The 22,359-nt window shown below is 54.4% G+C and carries 19 protein-coding genes; 7 read left to right on the top strand and 12 right to left on the bottom strand.

Translation table 11 applies throughout. The annotated features are described in order from the left end of the window. Nucleotides 1-221: 221 nt before the first annotated feature. The 5 genes from CLV58_RS18350 to CLV58_RS18330 form a co-directional block, all read right to left on the bottom strand. Nucleotides 222-917 carry a hypothetical protein gene (locus tag CLV58_RS18350; RefSeq protein WP_106139281.1) on the bottom strand — a complete coding sequence of 232 codons (696 nt, stop codon included), beginning with the start codon at nt 915-917 and terminating at the stop codon, nt 222-224. 161 nt (nt 918-1,078) lie between these two features. Then, nucleotides 1,079-2,161 carry an aminotransferase class V-fold PLP-dependent enzyme gene (locus CLV58_RS18345; RefSeq protein WP_106139280.1) on the bottom strand — a complete coding sequence of 361 codons (1,083 nt, stop codon included), beginning with the start codon at nt 2,159-2,161 and terminating at the stop codon, nt 1,079-1,081. Between the two features lie 92 nt (nt 2,162-2,253). After that, on the bottom strand, nt 2,254-4,158 hold the full coding sequence (gene serA / locus CLV58_RS18340) for a phosphoglycerate dehydrogenase (RefSeq protein WP_106139279.1): 1,905 nt from the start codon (nt 4,156-4,158) through the stop codon (nt 2,254-2,256). 66 nt (nt 4,159-4,224) lie between these two features. After that, complete coding sequence (locus CLV58_RS18335; RefSeq protein ID WP_106139278.1) at nt 4,225-5,214, bottom strand: YheT family hydrolase; 990 nt, start codon at nt 5,212-5,214, stop codon at nt 4,225-4,227. 162 nt (nt 5,215-5,376) lie between these two features. After that, nucleotides 5,377-7,182: an acyl-CoA dehydrogenase gene (locus CLV58_RS18330; protein WP_106139277.1), complete on the bottom strand. Its 1,806-nt coding sequence runs from the start codon at nt 7,180-7,182 to the stop codon at nt 5,377-5,379. A 258-nt stretch (nt 7,183-7,440) separates the two neighbouring features. Between CLV58_RS18330 and CLV58_RS18325 the strand changes: the two genes are divergently transcribed. The 4 genes from CLV58_RS18325 (at nt 7,441) to CLV58_RS18310 (ending at nt 12,724) form a co-directional block, all read left to right on the top strand. Beyond that, nucleotides 7,441-7,965 (top strand): DUF2911 domain-containing protein, encoded by a 525-nt coding sequence (locus CLV58_RS18325; RefSeq protein ID WP_106139276.1) that lies wholly within the window; start codon nt 7,441-7,443, stop codon nt 7,963-7,965. 323 nt (nt 7,966-8,288) lie between these two features. Next, nucleotides 8,289-9,155, top strand: coding sequence for a hypothetical protein (locus CLV58_RS18320; RefSeq protein WP_106139328.1), 867 nt, complete (start codon nt 8,289-8,291; stop codon nt 9,153-9,155). A gap of 89 nt (nt 9,156-9,244) precedes the next feature. Further along, entirely contained in the window at nt 9,245-11,215 is a 1,971-nt protein-coding gene (locus CLV58_RS18315; protein ID WP_106139275.1) for a sialate O-acetylesterase, read from the top strand. Nucleotides 11,216-11,407: 192 nt separating this feature from the next. Continuing rightward, on the top strand, nt 11,408-12,724 hold the full coding sequence (locus CLV58_RS18310; protein WP_106139274.1) for an aminotransferase class V-fold PLP-dependent enzyme: 1,317 nt from the start codon (nt 11,408-11,410) through the stop codon (nt 12,722-12,724). Here CLV58_RS18310 and CLV58_RS18305 read toward each other — a convergent pair whose 3' ends face one another. The 3 genes from CLV58_RS18305 to yidD form a co-directional block, all read right to left on the bottom strand. Next, nucleotides 12,725-13,144 (bottom strand): DUF4174 domain-containing protein, encoded by a 420-nt coding sequence (locus CLV58_RS18305; RefSeq protein ID WP_106139273.1) that lies wholly within the window; start codon nt 13,142-13,144, stop codon nt 12,725-12,727. A 92-nt stretch (nt 13,145-13,236) separates the two neighbouring features. Further along, the gene (locus CLV58_RS18300) at nt 13,237-13,614 is read right to left on the bottom strand and encodes a co-chaperone GroES (RefSeq protein ID WP_106139272.1); all 378 of its coding nucleotides are present in this window, start codon (nt 13,612-13,614) and stop codon (nt 13,237-13,239) included. A gap of 108 nt (nt 13,615-13,722) precedes the next feature. Beyond that, nucleotides 13,723-13,932, bottom strand: a complete 210-nt coding sequence (gene yidD / locus CLV58_RS18295; protein ID WP_106139271.1) for a membrane protein insertion efficiency factor YidD — start codon at nt 13,930-13,932, stop codon at nt 13,723-13,725. A 98-nt stretch (nt 13,933-14,030) separates the two neighbouring features. Here yidD and lgt point away from each other — a divergent pair, with 98 nt between their 5' ends. Continuing rightward, nucleotides 14,031-14,897: a prolipoprotein diacylglyceryl transferase gene (lgt, locus tag CLV58_RS18290; protein ID WP_106139270.1), complete on the top strand. Its 867-nt coding sequence runs from the start codon at nt 14,031-14,033 to the stop codon at nt 14,895-14,897. Nucleotides 14,898-15,009: 112 nt separating this feature from the next. On the opposite strand, the gene CLV58_RS18285 is transcribed toward lgt, so the two are convergent. Beyond that, the gene (locus tag CLV58_RS18285) at nt 15,010-15,966 is read right to left on the bottom strand and encodes a carbohydrate kinase family protein (protein ID WP_106139269.1); all 957 of its coding nucleotides are present in this window, start codon (nt 15,964-15,966) and stop codon (nt 15,010-15,012) included. Nucleotides 15,967-16,050: 84 nt separating this feature from the next. Next, nucleotides 16,051-17,397, bottom strand: a complete 1,347-nt coding sequence (locus CLV58_RS18280; protein ID WP_106139268.1) for an MFS transporter — start codon at nt 17,395-17,397, stop codon at nt 16,051-16,053. Nucleotides 17,398-17,516: 119 nt separating this feature from the next. Between CLV58_RS18280 and CLV58_RS18275 the strand changes: the two genes are divergently transcribed. Beyond that, nucleotides 17,517-18,968 (top strand): BamA/TamA family outer membrane protein, encoded by a 1,452-nt coding sequence (locus CLV58_RS18275; RefSeq protein WP_106139267.1) that lies wholly within the window; start codon nt 17,517-17,519, stop codon nt 18,966-18,968. A gap of 81 nt (nt 18,969-19,049) precedes the next feature. On the opposite strand, the gene CLV58_RS18270 is transcribed toward CLV58_RS18275, so the two are convergent. Continuing rightward, nucleotides 19,050-19,958 (bottom strand): manganese catalase family protein, encoded by a 909-nt coding sequence (locus CLV58_RS18270; protein ID WP_106139266.1) that lies wholly within the window; start codon nt 19,956-19,958, stop codon nt 19,050-19,052. Nucleotides 19,959-20,204: 246 nt separating this feature from the next. Between CLV58_RS18270 and CLV58_RS18265 the strand changes: the two genes are divergently transcribed. Continuing rightward, entirely contained in the window at nt 20,205-21,230 is a 1,026-nt protein-coding gene (locus tag CLV58_RS18265; protein WP_106139265.1) for an SPASM domain-containing protein, read from the top strand. A gap of 70 nt (nt 21,231-21,300) precedes the next feature. Here the strand turns inward: CLV58_RS18265 and CLV58_RS18260 are convergent, their stop codons facing one another. Beyond that, nucleotides 21,301-22,278: a glycoside hydrolase family 26 protein gene (locus CLV58_RS18260; RefSeq protein ID WP_106139264.1), complete on the bottom strand. Its 978-nt coding sequence runs from the start codon at nt 22,276-22,278 to the stop codon at nt 21,301-21,303. Nucleotides 22,279-22,359 lie beyond the last annotated feature (81 nt).

The raw sequence follows: 22,359 nt of genomic DNA, 5'->3' as shown, positions 1-22,359 counted from the left end.
AGTGGCTGGGGAAGACGTTGAGATGTTGAATCAGCTATCATATCGTTGAGAATGGCCCGTTTGCCGGCCTATATACACAACGAAATCACCGGAGAAATAAGTCCCTGTTTGTTACTTGTATTGTCTTGTAAGTTATTGTCAATCAATTGATTAAGAAATAAAAAGAGGGCATTCCGAAATCTATTTCAGAATGCCCTCTTTTGGGTATATAATAGGCTACGTTAACGATTCAGCGTCACTTTACCGCTACGACCGACGCGGCCGAAGTAGTAGTTAACACCGAATTTCAGCCGACCGCCTTTGCCACGGCCTACCGTCGGATCGATCTTGTTATAGAAGCTACCCTCATAGCTAAGTTCGGCACCTAGTCGGCGCAGAATCCAGGCCATTACGCCCAGTTCCAGGCCAACGCTGGTATATTTAGCTTTCGTACCGGCCGGAATATTTTCGGAAAACTCACGACCTGAGTTCAGGCTGGCACCCACAAAGCTACTGATTCGGGTGCGGAATGGATAGTAGCGTGCAAACAGGCCAAACTGTCTTGCGCTGTACTGATTACCGACTAACCGATCGTAATCATAACGAACACCCGCAGCAAAGCCGGGCTGGAAAAAATAACCCAGGCGAGTGTTCACATCGACATACACCTTACCGTCGGTCGCGCCGAACCCGACGCCACCACCCGCGAAGAGGCTGCCCGGCTGAAACCAGTTGAGCTGATTCCGCTGCTGGTAGCTGAGCGACTGATCGACAGCATCCTCCAGCTTTTCTTTAGCTTCGGTAGCCGCCTGACGGGCTTCCTGCTTGGTTTCGTCGCTGATAATTGGTTTCCGGCGCGTAGAGTCCGCATCGTTTTGCGCCAGCGCTGCAACAGACAAGCCTGTCAGCAGCAGTGTAGTTGTGAATAGTTTTCTCATTGTGTTGAGTCCTTTAGTAATTGCCAATTATTGATCTAGGCTATTAACCAGCTAAATACAATAAGGTTTGCTCATACGATTGGGAGGAACCGGAATAATGCAAAGGCACCCGCCTGCAACTTGGTAGAAGCAAGCGGGTGCCCGGAAAAAGTATATTTTGATTACCGTGAGTTCCGCAACTGAACGATGAGCTTCTGAACCTGCTCAGTCGATGTGGCGGGAAAATTGGCAATGCGAATCTGCGAATTCTTCAGCGCGCCATAGCCGCTACCAACGATCATACCGGCTGTTTTGGCTTCGGCAATTACTTCTGCCGAGGGTTTTTTCGTGTCGGCCACAATCACGGTTTGCGAGCGGTGTCGCTCTTCGGTTACGAACGGACTGTACAGATCAGACTCCTCCAGAAACTTGTAGAGCAATCGGGCTTTCTCTTCGGTTTGTTTCCGAATCGTACCGATGCCGATCTGGTTGAAATCTTCCGCGATTTTACCCAGCGCGTAAATGTAGAGTACGTTGGGCGTGGCGGGCGTTTCGAAGTCTTTGTAGTGTTTCCACAGGGTCGGCAGCGTGTGATGCGCCCCGATGCTCAGGTTCTCGTACTGTTGCAGGCGGGTGGCTTTTTCCAGGCAGGTCTGATTGACGATCCAGACACCCAGGCCAGCGGGCATCCCGAAAGCCTTCTGCACCGAGAAGAACGCCGAATCGATGAGCGTATAGTCGAGGTCGGGGTAGGGGGCCGACGAGACCATATCAACGCAAAACAGCTTCTTCGGGTATTTTTTCTTTAGCTTGTGCATGTCGGCGACGCGCATCTGTACCCCCGAGGAGGTCTCGTTATGCGTCATACACACCAGTTCTGCGTATTCAGGTACGTCGATTTCAGCAGCATCGAAGCCTTCGCCGAACGGCTTCTCCATCTTGTGCGCAAACTTCCGCAGCGAGCCGGCATAATCGTAGAACTTCTGCGAAAACGACCCATTCACCAGGTGAAAACTCTCGTGCTCGACGCAGTTGAACAGCAGCCGTTCCCATACTTCCGATGCCGAACCTGTGAAGAAAATCGCGTGCGTCTTCGGAATATTCAGCAGCGTCCGCAGTTGTTCGTCGGTGAATTTGTAGATGTCCCGAAACGCCTGACTGCGGTGCGAAATCGACCCGAGCTGCCGATCGAAAGCGGTCTGCATGTGTTGCTGAAACGTCGGATACAATTCGGCCGGCCCCGGCGTGAAGTAGGTGTTTTTCATAGGTTGTATTGGTTGACTGATTGAGTGACAGAATGATTGAATGGTGGCGTGCGTCAGCCTATTCAATCATTCTATCACTCAATCAGTCAACATTAATAAAGTAGTCTGAACTTGATCGTGTTGTCGATGCCTTTCAGTTCCTGCACAACCTCGTCGGCGTATTCTTTGGCGACGTCGGTGATGACGTAACCGATCTGCTCGTTGGTTTTCAGATACTGACCATGAATATTGATGTGATACTTGGCGAAGATGTTGTTCATTTTCGCCAGGATACCCGGCACATTGGCGTGGATGTGGAGCAGTCGGTGCGAGTTTTTCAGCAGCGGTAACTGCAATTCGGGGAAGTTGACACTGCCGTAGGTACTGCCGTTGTTGATGTATTCGAGCAGCTTGGCGGGTACGAAATTGCCGATGTTTGCCTGCGCTTCCTCGGTGCTGCCACCAATGTGTGGCGTCAGAATCACGTTTGGTAAGTCCCGAAGCGCACTGATAAACTCTTCGTTGTTGGTTTTTGGTTCTTCCGGGAATACGTCGACGCCCGTACCGATAACTTTACCCTGCTTGATGGCGTTGACTAGCGCCGGAATATCGACGATGTGTCCGCGCGACAGGTTCAGGAAGATAACACCCTGTTTCATCAGGCCGAACTCGCGTTCGCCGATCAGGTTTTTGTTTTCCTTCCGTCCGTCGGTGTGTAGGCTGATGATGTCGGAAACCGCCAGCAGTTCGTCCAGCGTTTTGCACTTGCGGGTGTTCCCCAGCGCCAGCTTATCAACGATGTCGTAGAAATAAACTTCCATGCCGAGGGCTTCGGCGACTACCGACAACTGCGTGCCGATGTTGCCGTAGCCCACCAGGCCCAGCTTCTTGCCGCGCACTTCGTAGCTGTTCTTGGCCGACTTGTCCCACTCACCCTTGTGCATCGAATTGCTTTTCGGTACGATGCCCCGGATCAGCATGATAATTTCACCGATGGCCAGTTCGACCACCGAGCGGGTGTTGCTGTACGGCGCGTTGAAGACGGCTACCCCACGCTCGGTGCAGGCCGTTAGGTCGATCTGATTCGTACCAATGCAGAACGCACCGATGGTCATCAGCTTGTTGGCGTGTTCGAGTACGCGGGCCGTGACGTTGGTTTTCGAGCGAATTCCCAGAATCGACACGTCGCGGATGGCTTCGATCAGTTCGTCTTCGTCCAGCGCGCCTTTGCGAATCTCAACGTTGAAGCCTTCCTGTTCGAACAGCTGTACGGCCACCGGGTGAACGTTCTCCAGCAGCAAAACTTTGATCCGGCTTTTGGGGTACGACTGGCTCCGGCTCAGGTTGTTGTGGTACAGAAATTCGTCGAGCGAAGGGGCCGTGAAATCTGCTTTTTCGACCACGCGTGGCCGCAGAACGTTTTCGGTGAAGGCGTAGAAACGAGCGGCTGCACCCGACTCCCGAATCTCGTAATCGGTATACCCATCGCCGATGACGTAAACGTCGCCATCGAGCGCTAGCCCCCGAATTACCTGTGGCTTACCGCCGTTGGCCGACAGTGGGTTGCTCCGGTCGAAATCGACAATGTTACCCGCTTCGTCGTAAACAAACGTATTGGCCAGCACGTGATCGGCCTTAATGCCCAGCGAGGCTACGACTGGTACAATGAACTCGCGGAACCCGTTCGAGACAATGTAGATATGCTCGGCATTCTCGACCAGAAATTCCCGGTTCCGCTGAAACGAATCCGAGATTTTACCCATCAGGGCTTCGATCAGCGCCGGCAGTTGATCGCGGTGCGCGCGCAACAGTTTCAGGCGCAGTTCGAGCGACTCGGTGAACGACAACTCACCCGCCATACCCCGATCGGTAATGGTCTTGATCTGATTGAGGGCGTCGTCGCGGTCGGGCCGGCCAACGAGTGAAATTTCGCCCAGCACGTCGAGGGCCTCGACTTTCGTGAAGGTGCTGTCGAAATCGATGACGAAAAACGTCTGTTCTGGTGTCTTGGTAAGCATATAGATAAACCCGGCTTCACAGGCGGGCCGATAACTGTTCGCTACTAAATTGTCCGCCGATCGTACTCAGTCGACGGTTTGTGTCAAAAATTCCAGTGCCCGCCGTTCCGACCAGTACATACCGTTGATACCGCCCGTTTTGGCCGGGAAGCCGCAATGACCACCCTGCTCGGGAAACTCCATCCAGACGTTGGCCAGTTCCCGTGCCATCGACTCCGGGAAGCAGGTCGGCGACAGAAACGGGTCGTTCCGGGCGTTGACCAGCAGCGTTGGAACGGCAATGTTGGGTATGTATTGCAGCGAACTGCTGCGGGTGTAATAGTCGGTGGCATCGCGAAAGCCGTTCATCGGGGCGGTAAATACCTCGTCGAACTGCCGCACCCGGCGCGATTGTAACACCGCATCGAGTGGAAAGACGCCCGGCATTACAGCCGCTTTGCGCGCTACTTTAGCGTTGAGCGACCGGCTAAACCGGCGGTTATAAATCAGGCTGTCCCACTGCTCCAGTCGGTCCGACGAGCCAATCAGGTCGAGCGGTACCGAGAACGCGACGGCCCGCCGAACGGCCGGGTCGAGGGCTGAGCCGCGTTCGCCAAGGTATTTGAGCGTGATGCTGCCACCGGCCGAAAAACCGATCAGGTGCATCGACGCGTAACCTTTAGCACGCGCGTGGGTGATGATGAAGTGCAGGTCATCGGTGTCGCCGAGGTGGTAGAACCGCTGTTGCCGGTTGAGGTCGCCCCCGCACGAGCGGTAATGCCAGGCTAGACAATCGAACCCGTTCTGACTCAGGTGGCGCGCCATACCGGCGAGGTAGGTGCTTCCAGAACTCCCCTCCAGTCCGTGTGACAGGATTACCAGTTGCCGTTCTGCCGGTGGCCTGGTAGTTGGCGGGCAAACCCAGTCGAGGTCCAGAAAGTCGTCGTCGGGTGTGTCGATGCGTTCGCGGACGTAGGCAACCGACACCTTCCGAAATAGTGAAGGAACGATGGTTTGCAGGTGACCAGTCCACAGCAAAGCCGGTGGCTGGTACGTCGACGGAACAATCAGCGGCATTGAACGGGACGCAGATGACTCAGTGGACGAAGGTACAGGTTTCGAAGGGCTTACGTAATACTACGGTTCGCTATATCGTAAAAATTATATTTTTACTTGTCAATATTTAATGAGGGTGACGGTAAACCTGGCCAGTGTTTATCGTCACCCTTTCGTCTTCCGTTACAGTGCCAGTTCCTTCTCCGTCACGATGGTCAGTACTTCAGGGTCTTTCAATCGGACCGCGAGACCAAGTGTTTTGGGCACTTCGTAGTGGAAGTAAAACTTCATCGTGTGCAGCTTGCCTTCGTAAAAAGCCAGCTCGTCGCCCTGCGGATTCTGCGTTAGCATCGCCTGTTTAGCAACGACGCTCTGCTTCAGCCACTGCCACGCCACGACGACGATACCGAACAGCTCCAGAAACAGCGTCGCGTCGGCCAGGTACCGCTCGGTGTCGCCATTCAGCGCGTGCGGCATCAGGCTCTCGACAACGTCCTGCGTACGCTTCAGTTCGGTGCCGAGTTGCTGGGCGTAGGGTTTCAGCTCGTCGTGGGTGCTGGCTTCCCGGATCGTTTTGCTCATCTCGGCAAATAGCAGTTGCGGGCCTTTGCCGCCTTTCTGCGTGATCTTCCGGCCCAGCAGATCCTGCGCCTGAATACCTGTCGTGCCTTCGTAAATGGGTGTAATACGAATGTCGCGGTACAACTGTTCGACCGGGAAATCTTCCGTAAAGCCGTAGCCGCCAAACGTCTGCAAACTCTGACTGACCGACTGAACGCCCATTTCGGAAGGAAACGACTTGGCGACCGGCATCAGCAGATCGAGCAGCAGGAAGGCGTCTTCTTTCTCCTGCCCTTCAGCCGCTTCACTAATATCGTACAAACGGGCCGCTTCCAATAGTAGCGACAGTGACCCTTCGGTTACGGATTTCTGAAACAACAGCATTCGCCGAACGTCGGGGTGATTGATGATTGGCGTCTGGGGCGCGTCGAGCCGGTTTTTCTCGTTCAACCGGCGGCTTTGGGGTCGTTCGCGGGCGTATTGCAGGGCTGCGTAGTAGGCTGCGGTAGCGATGGCAGCAGCGGTCATGCCGACGCCGATGCGCGCTTCGTTCATCATCTGGAACATGTACCGCAGGCCCTGATGCGGTTCGCCAAGCAGGTAGCCGATCGTATTGTCGTTGGACCCCATCGTCAGGTGCATAGCTGGTACGCCCTTCTGCCCCAGCTTGTGGTATACGCCCGTCGACTGCACGTCGTTGTCGACAAAGCCACCCTGTCCGTCCGGCCGGTGTTTCGGTACGACAAATAGCGAGATGCCTTTGGTGCCGCTGGGCGCGCCATTGATACGAGCCAGCATCAGGTGAATAATGTTGTCGGCTGCGTCGTGATCACCGGCGGAGATAAACACTTTCTGCCCGCTGATTTTATACGAGCCGTCGGGTAGGGGCGTCGCTGAGGTGGTGACGTCAGACAGTGACGAGCCGGCTTGTGGTTCGGTCAGGGCCATCGTTCCCTGCCACGTGCCGTCCAGCATGTTGGGCACATATGAATCGATCAGCGCCGGCGACCCAAATGATGTAATCAAGTGAGCGGCTCCCGAGGTCAGACCGGCGTACATCATGCCATTATTGGCCGCCATCAGAATAAACGTGATGGCTGAACTGACCATTTCGGGAAGCTGCTGTCCGCCGTGATCGAAGGAGAAACCAGCACCGATCAGCCCGGCGTCGCCCATCGCTTTCAAAAACTCCCGGATTTTCGGGTGTACCGTTACCTGCCCGTTTTTTAGTTCCGGCTGATTCCGGTCGACGTCTTTCAGGTAGGGGTACATAAGCGTGTCAGCAATGTACGTTGCCGAGTCGAGCGCTAGGTTGATTGTTTCGCGGTCGTGTGCACTGAAATACGGGTATCTGGCCAGTTCTTCGGCCCGAAAGACTTCGTGGAGCAGAAAGTGCAGATTGCGTTTGCTGAAATAGGTTGGTGCCATATTTATGGGGGCGTGTTAGCGCTTAGTAGATGAAAGAGGTCAGGTAGAAGAAAGACGTAAGAAGAAAGATGTAAGAAGAAAGAAGGTGCCTGACAGGCAAGGCGTTTTTTAACTCATATCTTCCTTCCAGGCATGATAAGCCTACAGCTCGTTAAGTAAAAGTATCATGTTTTGGGCTTACTATAAACTGTTGACCAAAAACCAACGTTTACCATTCGTCGTATACAGTACGACCAAATCAAACCAATTCATCTGATCATGAAAAAACTTGCTGTTTTCTTTACGCTCTTCCTGGCGCTTGTTTCACTGGCGCAGGCACAGGACAAAAAGCCACCCATGAGCCCGAAGGTTACGGCCGAAAGTCCTGATAAAAATATCAAGGTCGTGTACGGTCAGCCGTCGAAGCGGGGCCGGGTGATCTTCGGCGATAACGGACTGGAGAAGTATGGAAAAGTATGGCGGACCGGAGCTAACGAAGCAACGGAGGTTACCTTTAAGAACGACGTCATGTTCGGTGGGAAAATGGTGAAAGCTGGTACCTACACGATGTTTACCATTCCCAACGCCAAAGAGTGGGATGTTATTCTGAACAGTACGCTGGGTCAATGGGGTGCTTACGATTACGAAAAAATCAAAGGCAACGACGTGGCAATGGTGAAAGTACCCGTGTCGATGAACAAGACGCCGATGGAAAAACTGACCATTACACCAGCCAACAACAGCATTGCTATTGCCTGGGACAACGCAACCGTTTCGGTGCCGGTGATGAAGCACGGCATGTAAGCTGACTAGGTAATTCTAGCAGACGAATCCCTTTCCGTTGGTGGTGCCCAACAGAAAGGGATTTTTTGTCTGGTTAGGGTACGAATGGGTTGTCAACGATTATTTTTTGCCCGTTGACACGACAAAAAACGGCTAATCCAAAAAAAATTTCGTAATTCGCTAACAGACAAATGGTTATCCGGGTTGTACTAGCGGTCGAGTAGGTGGCGAGCAGGTGAAGAAATGGTACTGGCCGATTTAAGTAACTAACCTCGCTTTACGCGACCGTTTGTCGGTAGTTTACAGAGTCATTCAGGCTCATGACGCCAATTGGTCCAAAGCCCATGCATAAACTTTACCTGGTATTTCTTCTTATTGGCTTCGCTACGTTTCCCTCGCTGGGGCAGCACAGTAGTGATTATTACCGGTTGCCGGATCGAAACCAAATGCTGTACGATCGCGTGCTGACGCGCTACGGTGGGGCTTACGTAAAAGACCGCTGGTATGTCGCTCTAACGGGCTTCGTTCGGAGTGACAAGGCCGTGCTTGACAATCCTATGGGCGGCATGATCGAAGCAAAGCGGGTCGTCAAACCGGGCTGGGGGCTCATGCTGGGCTGGTCCTACAAAGAAAAATGGGCCGTCGAAGCTGGCTATGTTCAGTCGCCCGCGCACACCAGTCTACAGGTCGACCGGCGACGCGGTGCCGATCTGTTTCAATACACGAGCGATCAGCACAATTTTGTGGTTCGGGGTAAGCGCATGCTCTTTTCTACCAGTGGCCCCTGGCGACGGTCGGGGTTCTGGCTAACGGCGGGTGCCTGGCTGGTTCCCGGTAAGGGCGGCAGTCGGGGGCAACTGTCGATCGCCGATTACACATACCCTACCCGCGAAAAAATCGACACGTTGCGACTGGCCGGTCAGACGCAGCTGAGCACGGTTCCGACGGTCATTGCCGAGTTAGGAGCCGAATACAACATCCGCCTGAGCAACCACGTCGATCTGGGTATTTCAGCGCGTAAACTGTTAGGACTAGGTAGCTCGATCAATACTGATCTGACCTACAGTACGACTGGTCAACCCGCCCAATATGCGCAGTTGAAAGGTATTGGCTCGGGAATGACCTATGGGCTGACCCTCCGGTACAGTGTGGCCATTCGTCAGCCGTTGCGCAGCGTACTGAAAAGCCCCGGTAGTCGATTGGACAGGTAGAAAAGCATAATTCGTTTGTGAAAGCGACCGCAGGGAGTAGACGCGACCTGCTGTCGCTTTTTGTCGTTTTGTATACGTTACTTGTCTCTATGAACCGTTTATCTGGCTATGTGCTGGCGCTGGTATTGCTGACCGCGTCGATGAGTCTGGCAGCCGTTCGGATGCCGCACGTGTTTGGCGATCATATGGTATTGCAGCGCCGAAAACCAGTACCTGTCTGGGGCTGGGCTAGTCCTGGCGAGCGAATCACTATCGCGCTGAACGGACAGACAAAAACGGTGAAAACCGGTAAAGACGGTACGTGGCGCCTTCGGCTCGATCCCATGGAAGCAGGTGGACCATATCAGATGACTGTCGCCGGCAAAAGCAACACCGTGACGTTCAGCGACGTGTTGCTAGGCGAAGTATGGGTATGCTCGGGACAGTCGAATATGGAATGGCCACTGGTAGCCGCAACCAATGGTAAAGAAGAGGTTCGACAGGCCAATTATCCGACGATTCGTCAGTTGCTGGTAAAGAAAGACCTGAGCCTGACGCCGAAAGACGACATTGCCGGTGAATGGGCCGTGTGCAGTCCGGCAACGGCAGCGCAGTTCACGGCCGTGGGTTACTTCTTCGCCCGGAAGCTGCAAAAAGAACTGAACGTACCGGTCGGACTGGTAAACACGTCGTGGGGCGGTACCCATTCCGAGACCTGGACGAGCCGTGAAGCGCTGGCCCGCGACAGCACGCTACGCTACATGGTCGAGAAGCTACCGGCCAACACCGAAGAAGTTATCAAAAGCGGTAAAGAGCGTACAGAAGCACTCATGCAGACGCAACAGGGAGGCATGCCAACGGCCGCCGAGCAGCGCGCTTTTCCCGATCCGGGGCTGAATACCAGTCAGTGGAAATCGATGAACGTGCCCGGCGACTGGCAATGGAGTGGCTTACCCAACATCGACGGCGTGGTCTGGTTCCGGCGTGAAGTGCTGATTCCCGAGGGGCAATCGCCTGACAGCATGACGCTGGTGATAGGATCGATTGACGACAATGATTCGACATTCGTGAATGGCCAACTGGTTGGGACAAAGCGGGGTATGAATAAGCGTGAGTATGCCTTGCCATCGGGGTTGCTTAAGACAGGTCGGAATGTAATAGCTGTTCGGGTGGAAGACACGGGCGGAGCTGGCGGCATTGTCGGTGCGGCTGATCAGCTTAAACTGGTTGGTCCGAACGATGAAATTCCATTGGCCGGGCAGTGGCAATACCGGGTGTCGGAAATTAGTCCGTGGTCGTATAAACCAGGCCCCAACTCTTATCCGACGCAGTTGTTCAATGCCATGTTGCAACCGTTGATTCCGTATGCCATCCAGGGCGTAATCTGGTACCAAGGGGAGTCGAATGCGGGGCGGTCGTATCAGTACCGGCGGGCGTTTCCGGCCATGATTCAGGATTGGCGGCAGCGCTGGGGCGAAGGTGACTTTCCCTTTCTGTTCGTTCAACTAGCCAGCTTCGATGCGACTGGCGGAAACAGTCAGAAGGGTAGTGGCTGGGCGGAACTCCGGGAAGCACAGACGATGACGTTGAGCCTGCCCGCCACCGGAATGGCCGTTACGTCGGATATCGGTGAGTCGCACGACATTCACCCGAAAAACAAGCAGGATGTAGGCCTACGGCTCGCTGCCGAAGCCATGCGGGTTGCGTATGATTCAACTGGTAAGAATGCCGCCGAGTCGCGCGGGCCGATGTTCGACAAGATGACCGTCAGCAACGGGCAGGCGGTGCTGATATTTAAAAATGCCCCCGATGGTCTGATGACAAAAGACCGGTATGGCTACGTACGCGGATTTGAAGTAGCCGGCGCTGACCAGCAGTTTCACTACGCCAAAGCCGAAATCCGGGGCGACAGCGTGATCGTGCGCGCCGATGCTGTCGCGACGCCCGTGGCTGTCCGCTACGGCTGGGCTGATGACAATGGCGACGTCAATCTTTACAACAAGGCCGGTTTTCCCGCCGTGCCTTTCCGGACGGATCGCTGGAAAGGTATCACCGAAAACGGCCGCTTCTCCGGGCAGTAATCTTGTCTTGAACTATGATTTATTTGATTACATTGATAGACTATGATTTTCTTCCCTGAATCAGCGTAATCACCACAATCAGACGAATCACAGTTCAAGACTATTACAGTTCAAGACTATCATAGTTCAGAAAAGTAGAAAACGATTAGTTTTACTAACGTATCTACTTGACAACCTTTCCTGTTTCTGACTATGACAACCCGTCGATCCTTCTTCCGCCAGACAGCGGTGGCCGCTACCAGCGCCTTGACACTCCCTACGTTTCTTCCCGATTCATTTGCACATCCCCTTACCGGCACCGACGCTGGATTGAAATCGGCGGCAGCATGGGCCACTGATGAAGACTTCTGGGCGTGGGTGAAATCGGAATATACCGTATCGCCTAATCTGCTCAATCTTAACAACGGTGGCGTGTGTCCGCAGCCCAAGGTCGTACAGGATGCGCACATCCGGTTCTATCAGTATGCCAATGAAGCGCCCTCTTACTACATGTGGCGGATTCTGGATCAGGGCCGCGAAGCACTACGCGAAAAACTGGCCGATCTGGCAGGCTGTTCGGCCGAGGAACTAGCGATCAACCGCAATGCGACGGAAGGACTTAACACCGTAATTTTTGGGCTGAATCTGAAGCCGGGTGATGAAGTCGTGCTAACAAAGCAGGATTATCCCAACATGCTTAACGCCTGGAAGCAGCGCGAAAAGCGGGATGGTATCAAGTTGGTGTATCTGAATCTGGATCTGCCCAGCGAGAACGACGACGCGATTACCGAACAGTTTGTCAAGGCGTTTACGCCCCGTACGAAGGTGGTACACGTCACGCACCTGGTCAACTGGGTAGGGCAGGTGTTACCCGTGCGGAAAATTGCCGACGAAGCGCACAAACGGGGCATCGAAGTCATTGCCGACGGAGCCCACTCCTTTGCTCTGTTCGATTTCAAAATTCCTGACCTCGGCGCGGATTATTATGCCACCAGCCTGCACAAATGGCTGTGTGCGCCTTTCGGCAGCGGTATGCTCTACATCCGTCAGCCGAAGATCAAAAACGTTTGGGCGCTCTTATCGAACAACGAGCCCGACGGGACTGACATTCGCAAGTTTGAAAGTCTGGGCACACGGTCCTTCGCATCGGAAATGGCCATCGGTACGGCGGTTGACTTTCACAACAGCATCGGGTCGGCGCGGAAATTTGCCCGGGCGCATTACCTGAAAAACTACTGGATGGAGCGCGTGAAAGATATACCCGGTGTAAAGCTGCATACGTCGTTCAAGCCCGAACACGCCGGTGCGGTTGCTTTGTTCTCCATCGACGGAATGAAGCCCGGTGAGATCGACGGCCAATTGATGAATCAGCATAAAATTCACACGGTCGGTATCGACTGGGAAAACATTCACGGTATCCGCGTAACCCCACACATCTACCACACGCCCAAAGACCTCGACCGGCTGGTTGCCGCTATCGATAGCATTGCCGGTAAGCGGGCTCTGGCGCAAAAGCAGAAGAAAAGCTGATTACTGCTTTCTCCGCATCTCGATCTTTCGCATCGGCATCTTGTCGACCAGGCCAAACAACTGCGCCGGGTCGACGGGATGCCGGTACGTTTCTTTGACGCCCCCGTCTTTGCCAATCAGCCAGCCTGTAAAACCCACGTTGGGATTGAGTTTGTACGTCTGCTCCAGAAACTGCCGGTCAACGATAGTGATCGAGGAAGCATCAAGCGTGATTACGTCCATGTCGCGGTCGTCAAGTTCAGCCTGGGCAGCCTGTAATTTGCGCTGTTGTTCGGTCAGCCCGCCGGATGGTGTCCCGTAAAACAGCAATATCCGGCGATTGTCCCGTTTTTCGCGCAACAGGGTTTTCAACGGTTTCGGCTGCGCCAGTGCAAGACTGCCGAACAGGACCAGCGGGAATATAATAAGCCAGTTTCGCATGGTTTTTCTCGAACGTTGGCCCGCCGAAGTGGTTGCCTAGCTGCTTGATTTTTGGCACCAAACAGCTGGGAAGCTGTTTGAAACGAGGTTCGCTAATCTAAATCCTCCGATCGTTCCAGCAGCAGAATAGAGCCTTGTGGCACAATCACATACTGTTCACCTTCGTATTGCAGATCGATGGCGTTCCGTTGTAAGTACAGCGCAAGGTCACCTTCCTGTGCCTGCAACGGCATGTATTTCACAGACTCTTCCAATTCTTTCCACGGCTCATCGTCCGATGGGGTCGGGATGGGATAGCCCGGCCCTACTTTGATAACATAGCCCGACTGCACCTGTTCTTTTTCCTGTACGGTCGGGGGTAGGTAGAGGCCACTCGTTGTGCGATCGGCGGCATCTTTTGGTTTGATCAGCACCCGATCGCCCACGACGATCAGGCGTTTGAGTTTATTGTCGGCAGAAATTCCAAGCATTACTGTATGGTTTTCGGTTTTCAGTATACGTTTTATGGTATGTGGGTGAAGAGCAGCAGGAGTTGTGCATCGGTTGTCGCGAACGGTGAACTGACAACCGTAAACCGCTCAAGGTACCGGGTCATAACCGTGGCCACCCCAGGGGTGACAGCGGCTGATACGTTTCAGGCCCATGCGACCACCCCGCCACGCGCCGTGTTTCCGCACCGCTTCGATCATGTACTGCGAGCAGGTTGGCGTGTACCGGCAGGCGTTGGGTAGGTACGGGGAGAGCATCGCCTGATACGCGCGTACGAGTCCGATAACCACTGATTTCATCACGTTGGGGTAAACACCAAAATGGTCAAAAACTTTCCCGCAATCTGTATCTTTGCCTTCTACCCGCTGAACGCAACGGGCTTACACGGACAAACCTCATGCTGCATTATTTGATTTGGGAGCCTGATCCCGAAATTTTTCACATTGGCGCCTTTTCGGTTCGCTGGTACGGGCTGCTTTTCGCAATGGGTTTCCTGATCGGTATGCAGATCATGACCTACATCTTTAAAGTCGAGCGCAAGCCCGTCTCCGATACCGATTCGCTGCTGATTTATATGGTCGTGTCGACAATCGTTGGTGCCCGGCTCGGTCATTTTCTTTTCTACGAGCCAGAAGTGCTCATCAACCATCCACTGACGGTAATTACCCCACCATTCGCCGGCCTGGCCAGCCACGGCGCGACGATTGGTATTCTGCTGGCTTTGTGGCTGTATTCGCGTCGCAAAGAAAGCATCGCGACCAACCAGACGTTTCTGTGGGTAACCGACCGGATCGTCATCGTGGTTGCGCTGGCTGGTGCCTTCATTCGTTTGGGCAACTTCGTCAACTCCGAAATTATCGGTCGCCCTACCGATCTGCCGTGGGGGGTTGTGTTCCCCAGAGCGGATTACCGCGACATCCCCGGACCAGAAGTGTTGCACATCGTACCGCGTCACCCGGCTCAGCTGTACGAATCGCTGTCGTGTCTGATTATTTTCTGCGTGCTACTTTGGTTCTGGAACCGCCACAAGGAGAAAACACCCCGTGGTAGTATGCTGGGTATGTTCCTGATCTGGATTTTCACGCTACGTTTCCTGTTCGAATACGTCAAAGAAAATCAGGTCGCGAAAGAAGCGACGATGGCGCTCAACATCGGGCAACTGCTCAGTATTCCCGCCGTACTGCTCGGTATTTACTTCCTCGTCCGCAGCTACAAGCACCCCGTCGTAGCCCCGAAGGAGCTGGAGGATACGTTGAGAAAATAGGTTTGTCTCGAACTGTGATTTTTGTGATTACACTGATAGGCTATGATTTTTTAGAATCAGTGCGATCACATCCATCACAAAAATCACACGGGGCCGCCCGGCGGTTCAAGACTTAATACAACAGCGAACGATCGACCTGATCGGGGAGCGGGCCGGATCGTTCGAGTTTTAGCTGGGCCAGTTTAGCCCCCGCGCGCGCGCAGACTTCCGGGGTCTGACCGTCGAGGTAAGCCGTCAGGAAGCCCGCCCAATAGGCATCCCCGGCTCCCGTCGCGTCGACAACCTCGACCGGTTGGCCCAGCACCCGGACCTGCTTGGCACCACCTGCCGACGAGACCAGGCTACCGTCGGCACCCAGTGTCAGACAGACGAGTTCAGCCCCCATCTGGTGAAATTTGTCGATAATCGCTTCGTGCGACGGTAAGGCATCACCCGAACGGATGCCGTAGAGTCGGGCGGCATCGTCTTCACTTAGTTTGACCAGCGCTTTAGCCGAACAATAGTCAGCCAGAATCTGCCAGGCCTGCTCGCGGTCGGGCCAGATACTGGGGGCATAGTTGGCGTCGATACTGATCTGACACCCCAATGCATGGGCTCGTCGGGCGGCATCGACAATCGTGCGCTGGGCCGGTTCCTGACTAAGGGCAAAACAGGTTGTGTGAAAAATACGGCTTTGACTTAACAGCGAGTCTGGCAAATGGTCGGGCTGCAACATCCGGTCGGCATTGCGGTATGCGATGAAGTCAGGCGTTCCCTTCGTTCGCGACACGACCACAAGGCTGGTCGGTTCGCGGCTGTCCTGCTGAACGAAGCCCGTTTCAACCCCCGCTGCCGCTACCTGCGTCGTCAGAAACCGTCCCAGATTGTCGGTGCCGACACAGGCTACCAGCGCCGACCGGTTGCCCAGCCGGGCCATGTTGGCGGCCATATTCGCCGGACTACCGCCCTGAAGCCGACGAAACTCATTCGCATCGAGTAGGTTGGTGGTGATAGATTGGCCGATTAGATCGACCAGCAGTTCGCCGACGGCAATCATGGCGAAGGGTTCCTGACTGGAAAATACGTTCATAGGTTACTGATTATAAAAACATCCGGCCATGATGAACAGCCGGATGCAAAGAACGATGGTTTTGTGAAATGGCAAAGGCCAGGTTTAGTGCCCGCCCGCGCCCATCGGAAAGGCCGCAACCTGACTGGTCCGGTTTTCTTTTACCAGGAAGCAGGCACCGGCTGCCAGCAACAGGCAGACACCCGCCAGCGCCAGCGCATTACGCGGATCGTTACCCAATAGCGGATAAATGTAGCTGATCGACAGGTTGTTGATGATCTGCGGAATCACGATAAACCCGTTGAAGATACCCATGTAAACGCCCATTCGTTCGGCCGGTACCGAGCTTGACAGCAGTACGTACGGCATTGACAGGATCGACGCCCAGGCCAGCCCGACGAAGACCATCCCGATCAGGAACGCGTATTTGTCGTTCGACAGCAGCATCGACAGGAACCCCAGTCCGCCCAGCGTCAGAAACAAGGCGTGGGTACCGCGCCGACCAATCTTGGTGGCCACTGCGGGCAGAAAAAACGACACGCCGAAGCAGCCGATGTTGAAAACGGCGAAGCAAAGATTCCCCCACTCCGTACCCTCCTGAAAGCCCGGCGACTGTGCGGTGGGCGCGTTGAAGGCATGCCGAGCAACGGCCAGCGTCAGGTACTGCCACATCAGGGGCAGACCAAACCAGGTAAAAAACTTTACCCACCACAGCTGTTTCATCGTCGACGGCATGTCGCGGAAAGCGTGGGCGATCTCGGTGAGGGCTCCGCCAATACCGCTGCTCTGTCGTTTCATACGCTCGAACTCCGCCATATCGTCGGGTGGATATTCGTCGGTTGTGTATATTGTCCAGAGAACAGCCAGGATGACGGCAGCGCCACCGATGTAGAACGGAAATTTAATGCTGTCGGGGATAACGTTTGTCGCCACGGCCGCCGTTGTCGTAATACCCAGCAGGCGGAAAATCGTCGGCATCAGGTTCGCCACCGTCTGACCGAAGCCCACAAAGAAGCTCTGCATGGCGAAGCCCAGTCCGCGTTGTTCATCGCTTAGTTTGTCGCCGATAAATGCCCGGAACGGTTCCTGCGTGATGTTCAGACCAGTGTCGAGAATCCACATCAGGCTGGCGGCCATCCACAGCGCCGATGAATTGGGCATCAGGAACAGCGCAAAACTGGTGACGATGGCACCGATCAGAAAGAAGGGCTTCCGCCGACCCCAGCGGGGCGACCACGTTCGGTCGCTGATGGAACCGATGATTGGCTGGACCAGTAGACCCGTGACCGGACCAGCGAGCCATAAAATCGGAATGTTTGCTTCGTCGGCGTTTAAATACCGGAAAATTGGGCTCATGTTGGCCTGTTGAAGGCCAAATCCGTACTGAATACCTAAAAATCCGAAACTCATGTTCCAGATCTGCCAGAAAGTCAGGCGGGGTTTTTGTTTCATAGGTTATGCGGTAGAAATACTGCGACATTTGCAGTGGAAAGGGAAACAATGATACGAATGGATTTGCAGGATACGGAGATATTGTTATCCTATTTTTTTAACAACGGGCGCTACCTGGAATGACCTATAGTTGGATACTAGGACCGAGTAGTCTACTGCTGTTACTACTGAGCCTGACCCGGTCTGTTTCAGCCGCCGTAAGTGATACAACAGCGGTCGTCGATTCGTCGCGATCAGTGGTCATACGGTCGGTGACGTTGGTGGGCAATGTAAAAACCCGCGACCGGATCATCTACCGCGAGATGACGCTGCACCCCGGCGATACCGTTCGCCTGTCGGACCTGCGTGGTCGGCTGACCTGGGACCGTCGGAACATCAACAATACCAACCTGTTCATCACAGTCGATCTGGTTACGCAGCAGACGAATCCTGTCGATACGGCGCAGCTCCCGCAACTCGATCTGACCGTTCAGTTGAAAGAGCGTTGGTATCTGATTGCGTATCCCGTGTTCGACATCGCCGACCGGAACCTGAACGAGTGGTGGTATGACCGGGGCCGCGACCTGCGCCGAACGATCTACGGCGGGCGACTCAGTTACCGCAACGTAACGGGCTCGAACGACCGCCTGCAGGTGGAAGTGATTCGGGGGTTCTGGCAGCGTACTGTGGTGTCGTACGCCCGACCCTACATCGACAAGGCGCAGCGAATCGGTCTGCGCGTCGACATGGCGTATCAGACGAACAACGACATCCCGTACACAACCCTGGCCGACAAATGGCTTTATGTCCGGGCCGACCAGACGCTGCGGACCCGGCTATGGGGAACGCTGATACTGACTAACCGGCACGGCCTGTACCACTACCACAGCGTTGAGATGCGCTACAATCGCAACACCGTGGCGGATACGGTTGCCCGGCTAAACCCCAATTATTTCCTGGATGGCCGGACGGAGCAGCACTACTCATCGCTGGCGTACAGCTACCGTTACGACCGACGCGACAACGTGGCCTATCCGCTGCGGGGAACCCTGTTCAACGGCTACGTCGGTGCATCCGGACTGCTGCCCGCCGACGACTTTCGGTTTCTGGATCTGACCGCGTCGGTAAGCCGCTACTGGCCGATGGGCAAAAAAGTGTATGGAGCTGCCAACCTGCGTGCCCGCACCACCTGGCCGAACCGCCAGCCGTATGCTAACCTGCGCGGTATCGGTAGTTCGAGCGATAACGTCCGGGGCTACGAACTGTACGTTATTGACGGACAGCAGTCGGTTGTGGCCCGGAGCAGCCTACGCTATCAGCTATTCGACACCGTGAAGCAACTCAACTGGCTGAAGATTCGCCAATTCAACACACTGCCCATCGCTGCCTACATCACAGCCTTCGCCGATGCGGGGTATGTGGGGAGTACCGTTGCCGAGCAGTACCAAAGTCGGCTGGCCAACCAACTCCTGATCGGTACCGGCCTAAGCTTCGACCTCGTTACCTATTACAATCTCGTACTACGATTCAGTGGAGCCATCAACCGGCAGGGCAACACCGGCTTCTACATTAATCTCGCACAGGAGTTTTAGACCAGTAACGGCATGAAAAATCCGACGTTCCAGAAAACCACCTAGTGATTCTCGAAACGTCGGATCTACAGTATCAGGAAGTTAATACTCGTATTTTATGCCTATTTTCTTCGCCATGTCGGCGAATACCTGTGGGTCGAAGTCGTCACCGCCGGGGGCGTTGAGCTGGGGTTCTTCTTCCAGATCAGGAACGGGGTAACCTTCCATACCGCCCTGCACGACGAAACATTCCTGCCCATCGTCGGGGTGCGGACCATTCCAGATCAGGGCTGCCTGCTGGTAATCGTCCGGACTGAACGTGTAGAGCGACAGATGCATCTTTTGTTCCATAAACTTCTTGGCCTCCGGAAACGCATCGTTGCTCAACTCTGGAATCGGCAACAGTTTTGTCATTTCGACGCCCGTTAATTTTTCCAGTGCTTTCGCGTAAGCAACCACGTGCAAGCCACCCCGTACCAGCAGGTACCCTACCATCGTCCGGGCCGTAGGGTCGGTGACGGTTTCGTAGGCCCGCATTTTGTTGGCCCGTGCGCCACATTCCAAGAAGAAATTGTGAAGAAGGTCGAGCTTCAGGTTACCACTGCTAAACACGTTTTGGCCCGTCCAGTAATGACCCATCGAATCCATTGGCAGAGACGCCTGACCGCTGGCGATGGCGTGGTGGGTGTTGCGCCAGTTTGCTGCGTCCGATAACGGACCAACCGTAGGGTCGAACCCGCGTTTGGTGGTGCCGGTGAGCAACAGATTTATGGCGTACGACACGACCTCGACGTGGCCGTATTCTTCGCCTGCGATGCTACTGATAACGTCGTAGAACGGACGTATTTTCTTGCGACCCCGAAAATTGAATGACTGATACGTGTAGTTCATCAGGGTCGACATCTCGCCGAACTTACCGCCGAGTAACTCCTGAATAACAGCCGCGTCATTGGCCGACGGGTTTTTGGGGGTTGGTAGCTCGATAGGGAGCCGATCCATTTTCAGAATCATTAGCGAAAAGGTTAGTTGATACAATCCAGGCTCGGAACGAGACCAGCTTAGGTATCAACAGGCAGTGTTGGTTTAATGTTAATTTATTCTATAGATTATATAGAAAATAAATAATATCTGGCTGTTAACTAGGCTGTTGGCATGAGATTCGTCAGCAAAAAATCAGTAATCGTAGTCTATACGTCGGTCTTCCCCGGCAATTCACGACCTTTGTTAGCTAGCTGTCAACAGCTATCGCATCAACGTATGAATCGGAATCTGTACGACGGACTCAACTTTGCATCCAAGCTGACACCCAAACGAGTAGCCAATGCGCTCAAAGTGGTCGGTAGCTATTATGCCTCCCGGCAGTCGAAACGTGCTGCTCAGCGCGGGTTGCCGATGTCTGTCTCCTTTGAGCCGACGACGTCCTGCAACCTGCGCTGTCCCGAATGCCCCAGCGGCTTACGGTCGTTCACGCGACCAACCGGGATGCTCGGCGAAGACCTCTACAAGCGCACCATCGACGAACTGCACGAGACGCTGCTCTACCTGATCTTCTATTTTCAGGGCGAACCGTATCTGCACCCGCAATTCCTCGACCTTGTCCGGTACGCCACCGATCGTAACATCTACACAGCTACCAGCACCAACGCCCATTACCTGACCGATGCCAACGCACGCAAGACGGTGGAGTCGGGGCTGGATCGGCTGATTATCAGTATCGACGGGACGACGCAGGACGTGTATCAGCAGTATCGGGTAGGCGGGAAGCTGGAGAAAGTGTTGGAGGGGACGAAAAACATCATTCGCTGGAAGAAAGAGCTGAAATCCCGGACACCCCACGTGGTCTTTCAGTTTCTGGTCGTCAAACCGAATCAGCATCAGATCAACGAAGTCAAGAAGCTGGCCCGTGAACTGGGCGTCGATGAAGTCGGCCTGAAAACGGCGCAGATCTACGACTACGAACACGGCTCCGACCTGATTCCAACCCTCGACCAATACAGCCGCTACGCCCGACAGGCTGACGATACCTACCGGATCAAAAACGGTTTCGGCGATCACTGCTGGAAGATGTGGCACTCCTGCGTTATCACTTGGGATGGCCTGGTTGTGCCCTGTTGCTTCGATAAGGACGCACATCATCGGCTGGGCGATCTGCAAACCGAATCCTTCGCCGAACTCTGGCACGGCCCTGCGTATACGGACTTCCGTAACACGCTACTCCGTTCCCGCTCGGAAATCGAGATGTGCCGCAACTGCACCGAAGGCACGAAGGTGTGGGGAGATTGATTGAATGAATGAGTGATGGAATGATTGAATAGGCTACCGCTTTACACTACTCATTCAGTCATTCTATCACTCATTCATTCAAATTCTCCACCTCCTTGCTGTTATACAGTTCCTTAATAACCGTTGGCGTGTTGAAGGAAAAGACCAGCTCGGCCCAGCCCATGAAGAAGGTCCAGCGGGGCTGGCTGGCCAACTGCGCGGGCGTCGGTAGCACCTGACATTCGCCGATGGCGATGGGCTTGTTGCCCGCAACCTTGAGCATGGCGTTGTACTTGTAGTCTGAGTAGCCAGTACCACTGTCGTACAGGTCGAGAGCGGCTATGTCCCAGTAGTCGTTGCCGGGATTATAGTCGGTGAGATCGGTAGCGAGGGACAGGAAATCCTGCATGTCCCATACCCAGATTAGATTCGACAGGCCTTTCGTTTTTGTGAAATAATCGTGCGTGAGTCGGTATAACTGTGCCGTTCCGCTGGCACCACGTCGACCGCCCCACCAGAATAGGCCCTGATTCATTTCGTGCAGCGGCCGGAAAAAGACCTCGACACCGCTGTCTTCCAGATCCTGTAAATAAACGGCGACTTCATCCATCATCTGCTTCCAGCGTGTGTTGATCGGCGTGCCATCCGTGAGTAACTGCTGCCACTGCTGATCGGTCATGCGGCTCAACACGCCCGTACTGTCCCAGCCGCAGGGTTGTGACCGGGCCGGGTTGCAGGCGTGCCACATCAGATTGATCAGTGCTCCCTTTTTCCATTGTCGTTTGGCTTCCGCAATCATGACGCCCCGATTAGCAATGTTATCGGCCTGGAAAAGAAAGTCGCCACTCCACAGTTTTGGGTAATGGCCCGTCAGCGAATCGATACGGTTCGTCCATTTCGCGGGTTGCGCGCTGGGTTCGCGGTTGTGCTGTCCGGTCGCTGTTTTCTTCCCGGAAATGCTGTACAGGTAGTTCAGGCTGTTGAACCGGGTCGGTTGAGACTGAGCGGGCGATGGCATCAGTGCCAACAGAAGGAAACCAATGGTAATCAGACGTACTGCATTTGTCATAACAGAATCAGATCAACGCTGTGTACTGAATACCGAAAATGCAGGATTGCTGTTTTAAATCGAGCGCCGTCAAGTGGTTAG

The sequence above is a fragment of the Spirosoma oryzae genome (assembly GCF_003002825.1).
GTDB lineage: Bacteria > Bacteroidota > Bacteroidia > Cytophagales > Spirosomataceae > Spirosoma > Spirosoma oryzae.
The sequence above is the reverse complement of the archived record's forward strand: the minus strand, read 5'-3'. Positions and strand labels throughout refer to the sequence as shown.

Excerpts from the sequence above, each read along its gene's own strand:
- CLV58_RS18350 (WP_106139281.1), bottom strand. The coding sequence starts at position 917 with ATGAGAAAACTATTCACAACTACACTGCTGCTGACAGGCTTGTCTGTT.
- CLV58_RS18345 (WP_106139280.1), bottom strand. The coding sequence starts at position 2,161 with ATGAAAAACACCTACTTCACGCCGGGGCCGGCCGAATTGTATCCGACG.
- serA (WP_106139279.1), bottom strand. The coding sequence starts at position 4,158 with ATGCTTACCAAGACACCAGAACAGACGTTTTTCGTCATCGATTTCGAC.
- CLV58_RS18335 (WP_106139278.1), bottom strand. The coding sequence starts at position 5,214 with ATGCCGCTGATTGTTCCGTCGACGTACCAGCCACCGGCTTTGCTGTGG.
- CLV58_RS18330 (WP_106139277.1), bottom strand. The coding sequence starts at position 7,182 with ATGGCACCAACCTATTTCAGCAAACGCAATCTGCACTTTCTGCTCCAC.
- CLV58_RS18325 (WP_106139276.1), top strand. The coding sequence starts at position 7,441 with ATGAAAAAACTTGCTGTTTTCTTTACGCTCTTCCTGGCGCTTGTTTCA.
- CLV58_RS18320 (WP_106139328.1), top strand. The coding sequence starts at position 8,289 with ATGCATAAACTTTACCTGGTATTTCTTCTTATTGGCTTCGCTACGTTT.
- CLV58_RS18315 (WP_106139275.1), top strand. The coding sequence starts at position 9,245 with ATGAACCGTTTATCTGGCTATGTGCTGGCGCTGGTATTGCTGACCGCG.
- CLV58_RS18310 (WP_106139274.1), top strand. The coding sequence starts at position 11,408 with ATGACAACCCGTCGATCCTTCTTCCGCCAGACAGCGGTGGCCGCTACC.
- CLV58_RS18305 (WP_106139273.1), bottom strand. The coding sequence starts at position 13,144 with ATGCGAAACTGGCTTATTATATTCCCGCTGGTCCTGTTCGGCAGTCTT.
- CLV58_RS18300 (WP_106139272.1), bottom strand. The coding sequence starts at position 13,614 with ATGCTTGGAATTTCTGCCGACAATAAACTCAAACGCCTGATCGTCGTG.
- yidD (WP_106139271.1), bottom strand. The coding sequence starts at position 13,932 with ATGAAATCAGTGGTTATCGGACTCGTACGCGCGTATCAGGCGATGCTC.
- lgt (WP_106139270.1), top strand. The coding sequence starts at position 14,031 with ATGCTGCATTATTTGATTTGGGAGCCTGATCCCGAAATTTTTCACATT.
- CLV58_RS18285 (WP_106139269.1), bottom strand. The coding sequence starts at position 15,966 with ATGAACGTATTTTCCAGTCAGGAACCCTTCGCCATGATTGCCGTCGGC.
- CLV58_RS18280 (WP_106139268.1), bottom strand. The coding sequence starts at position 17,397 with ATGAAACAAAAACCCCGCCTGACTTTCTGGCAGATCTGGAACATGAGT.
- CLV58_RS18275 (WP_106139267.1), top strand. The coding sequence starts at position 17,517 with ATGACCTATAGTTGGATACTAGGACCGAGTAGTCTACTGCTGTTACTA.
- CLV58_RS18270 (WP_106139266.1), bottom strand. The coding sequence starts at position 19,958 with ATGATTCTGAAAATGGATCGGCTCCCTATCGAGCTACCAACCCCCAAA.
- CLV58_RS18265 (WP_106139265.1), top strand. The coding sequence starts at position 20,205 with ATGAATCGGAATCTGTACGACGGACTCAACTTTGCATCCAAGCTGACA.
- CLV58_RS18260 (WP_106139264.1), bottom strand. The coding sequence starts at position 22,278 with ATGACAAATGCAGTACGTCTGATTACCATTGGTTTCCTTCTGTTGGCA.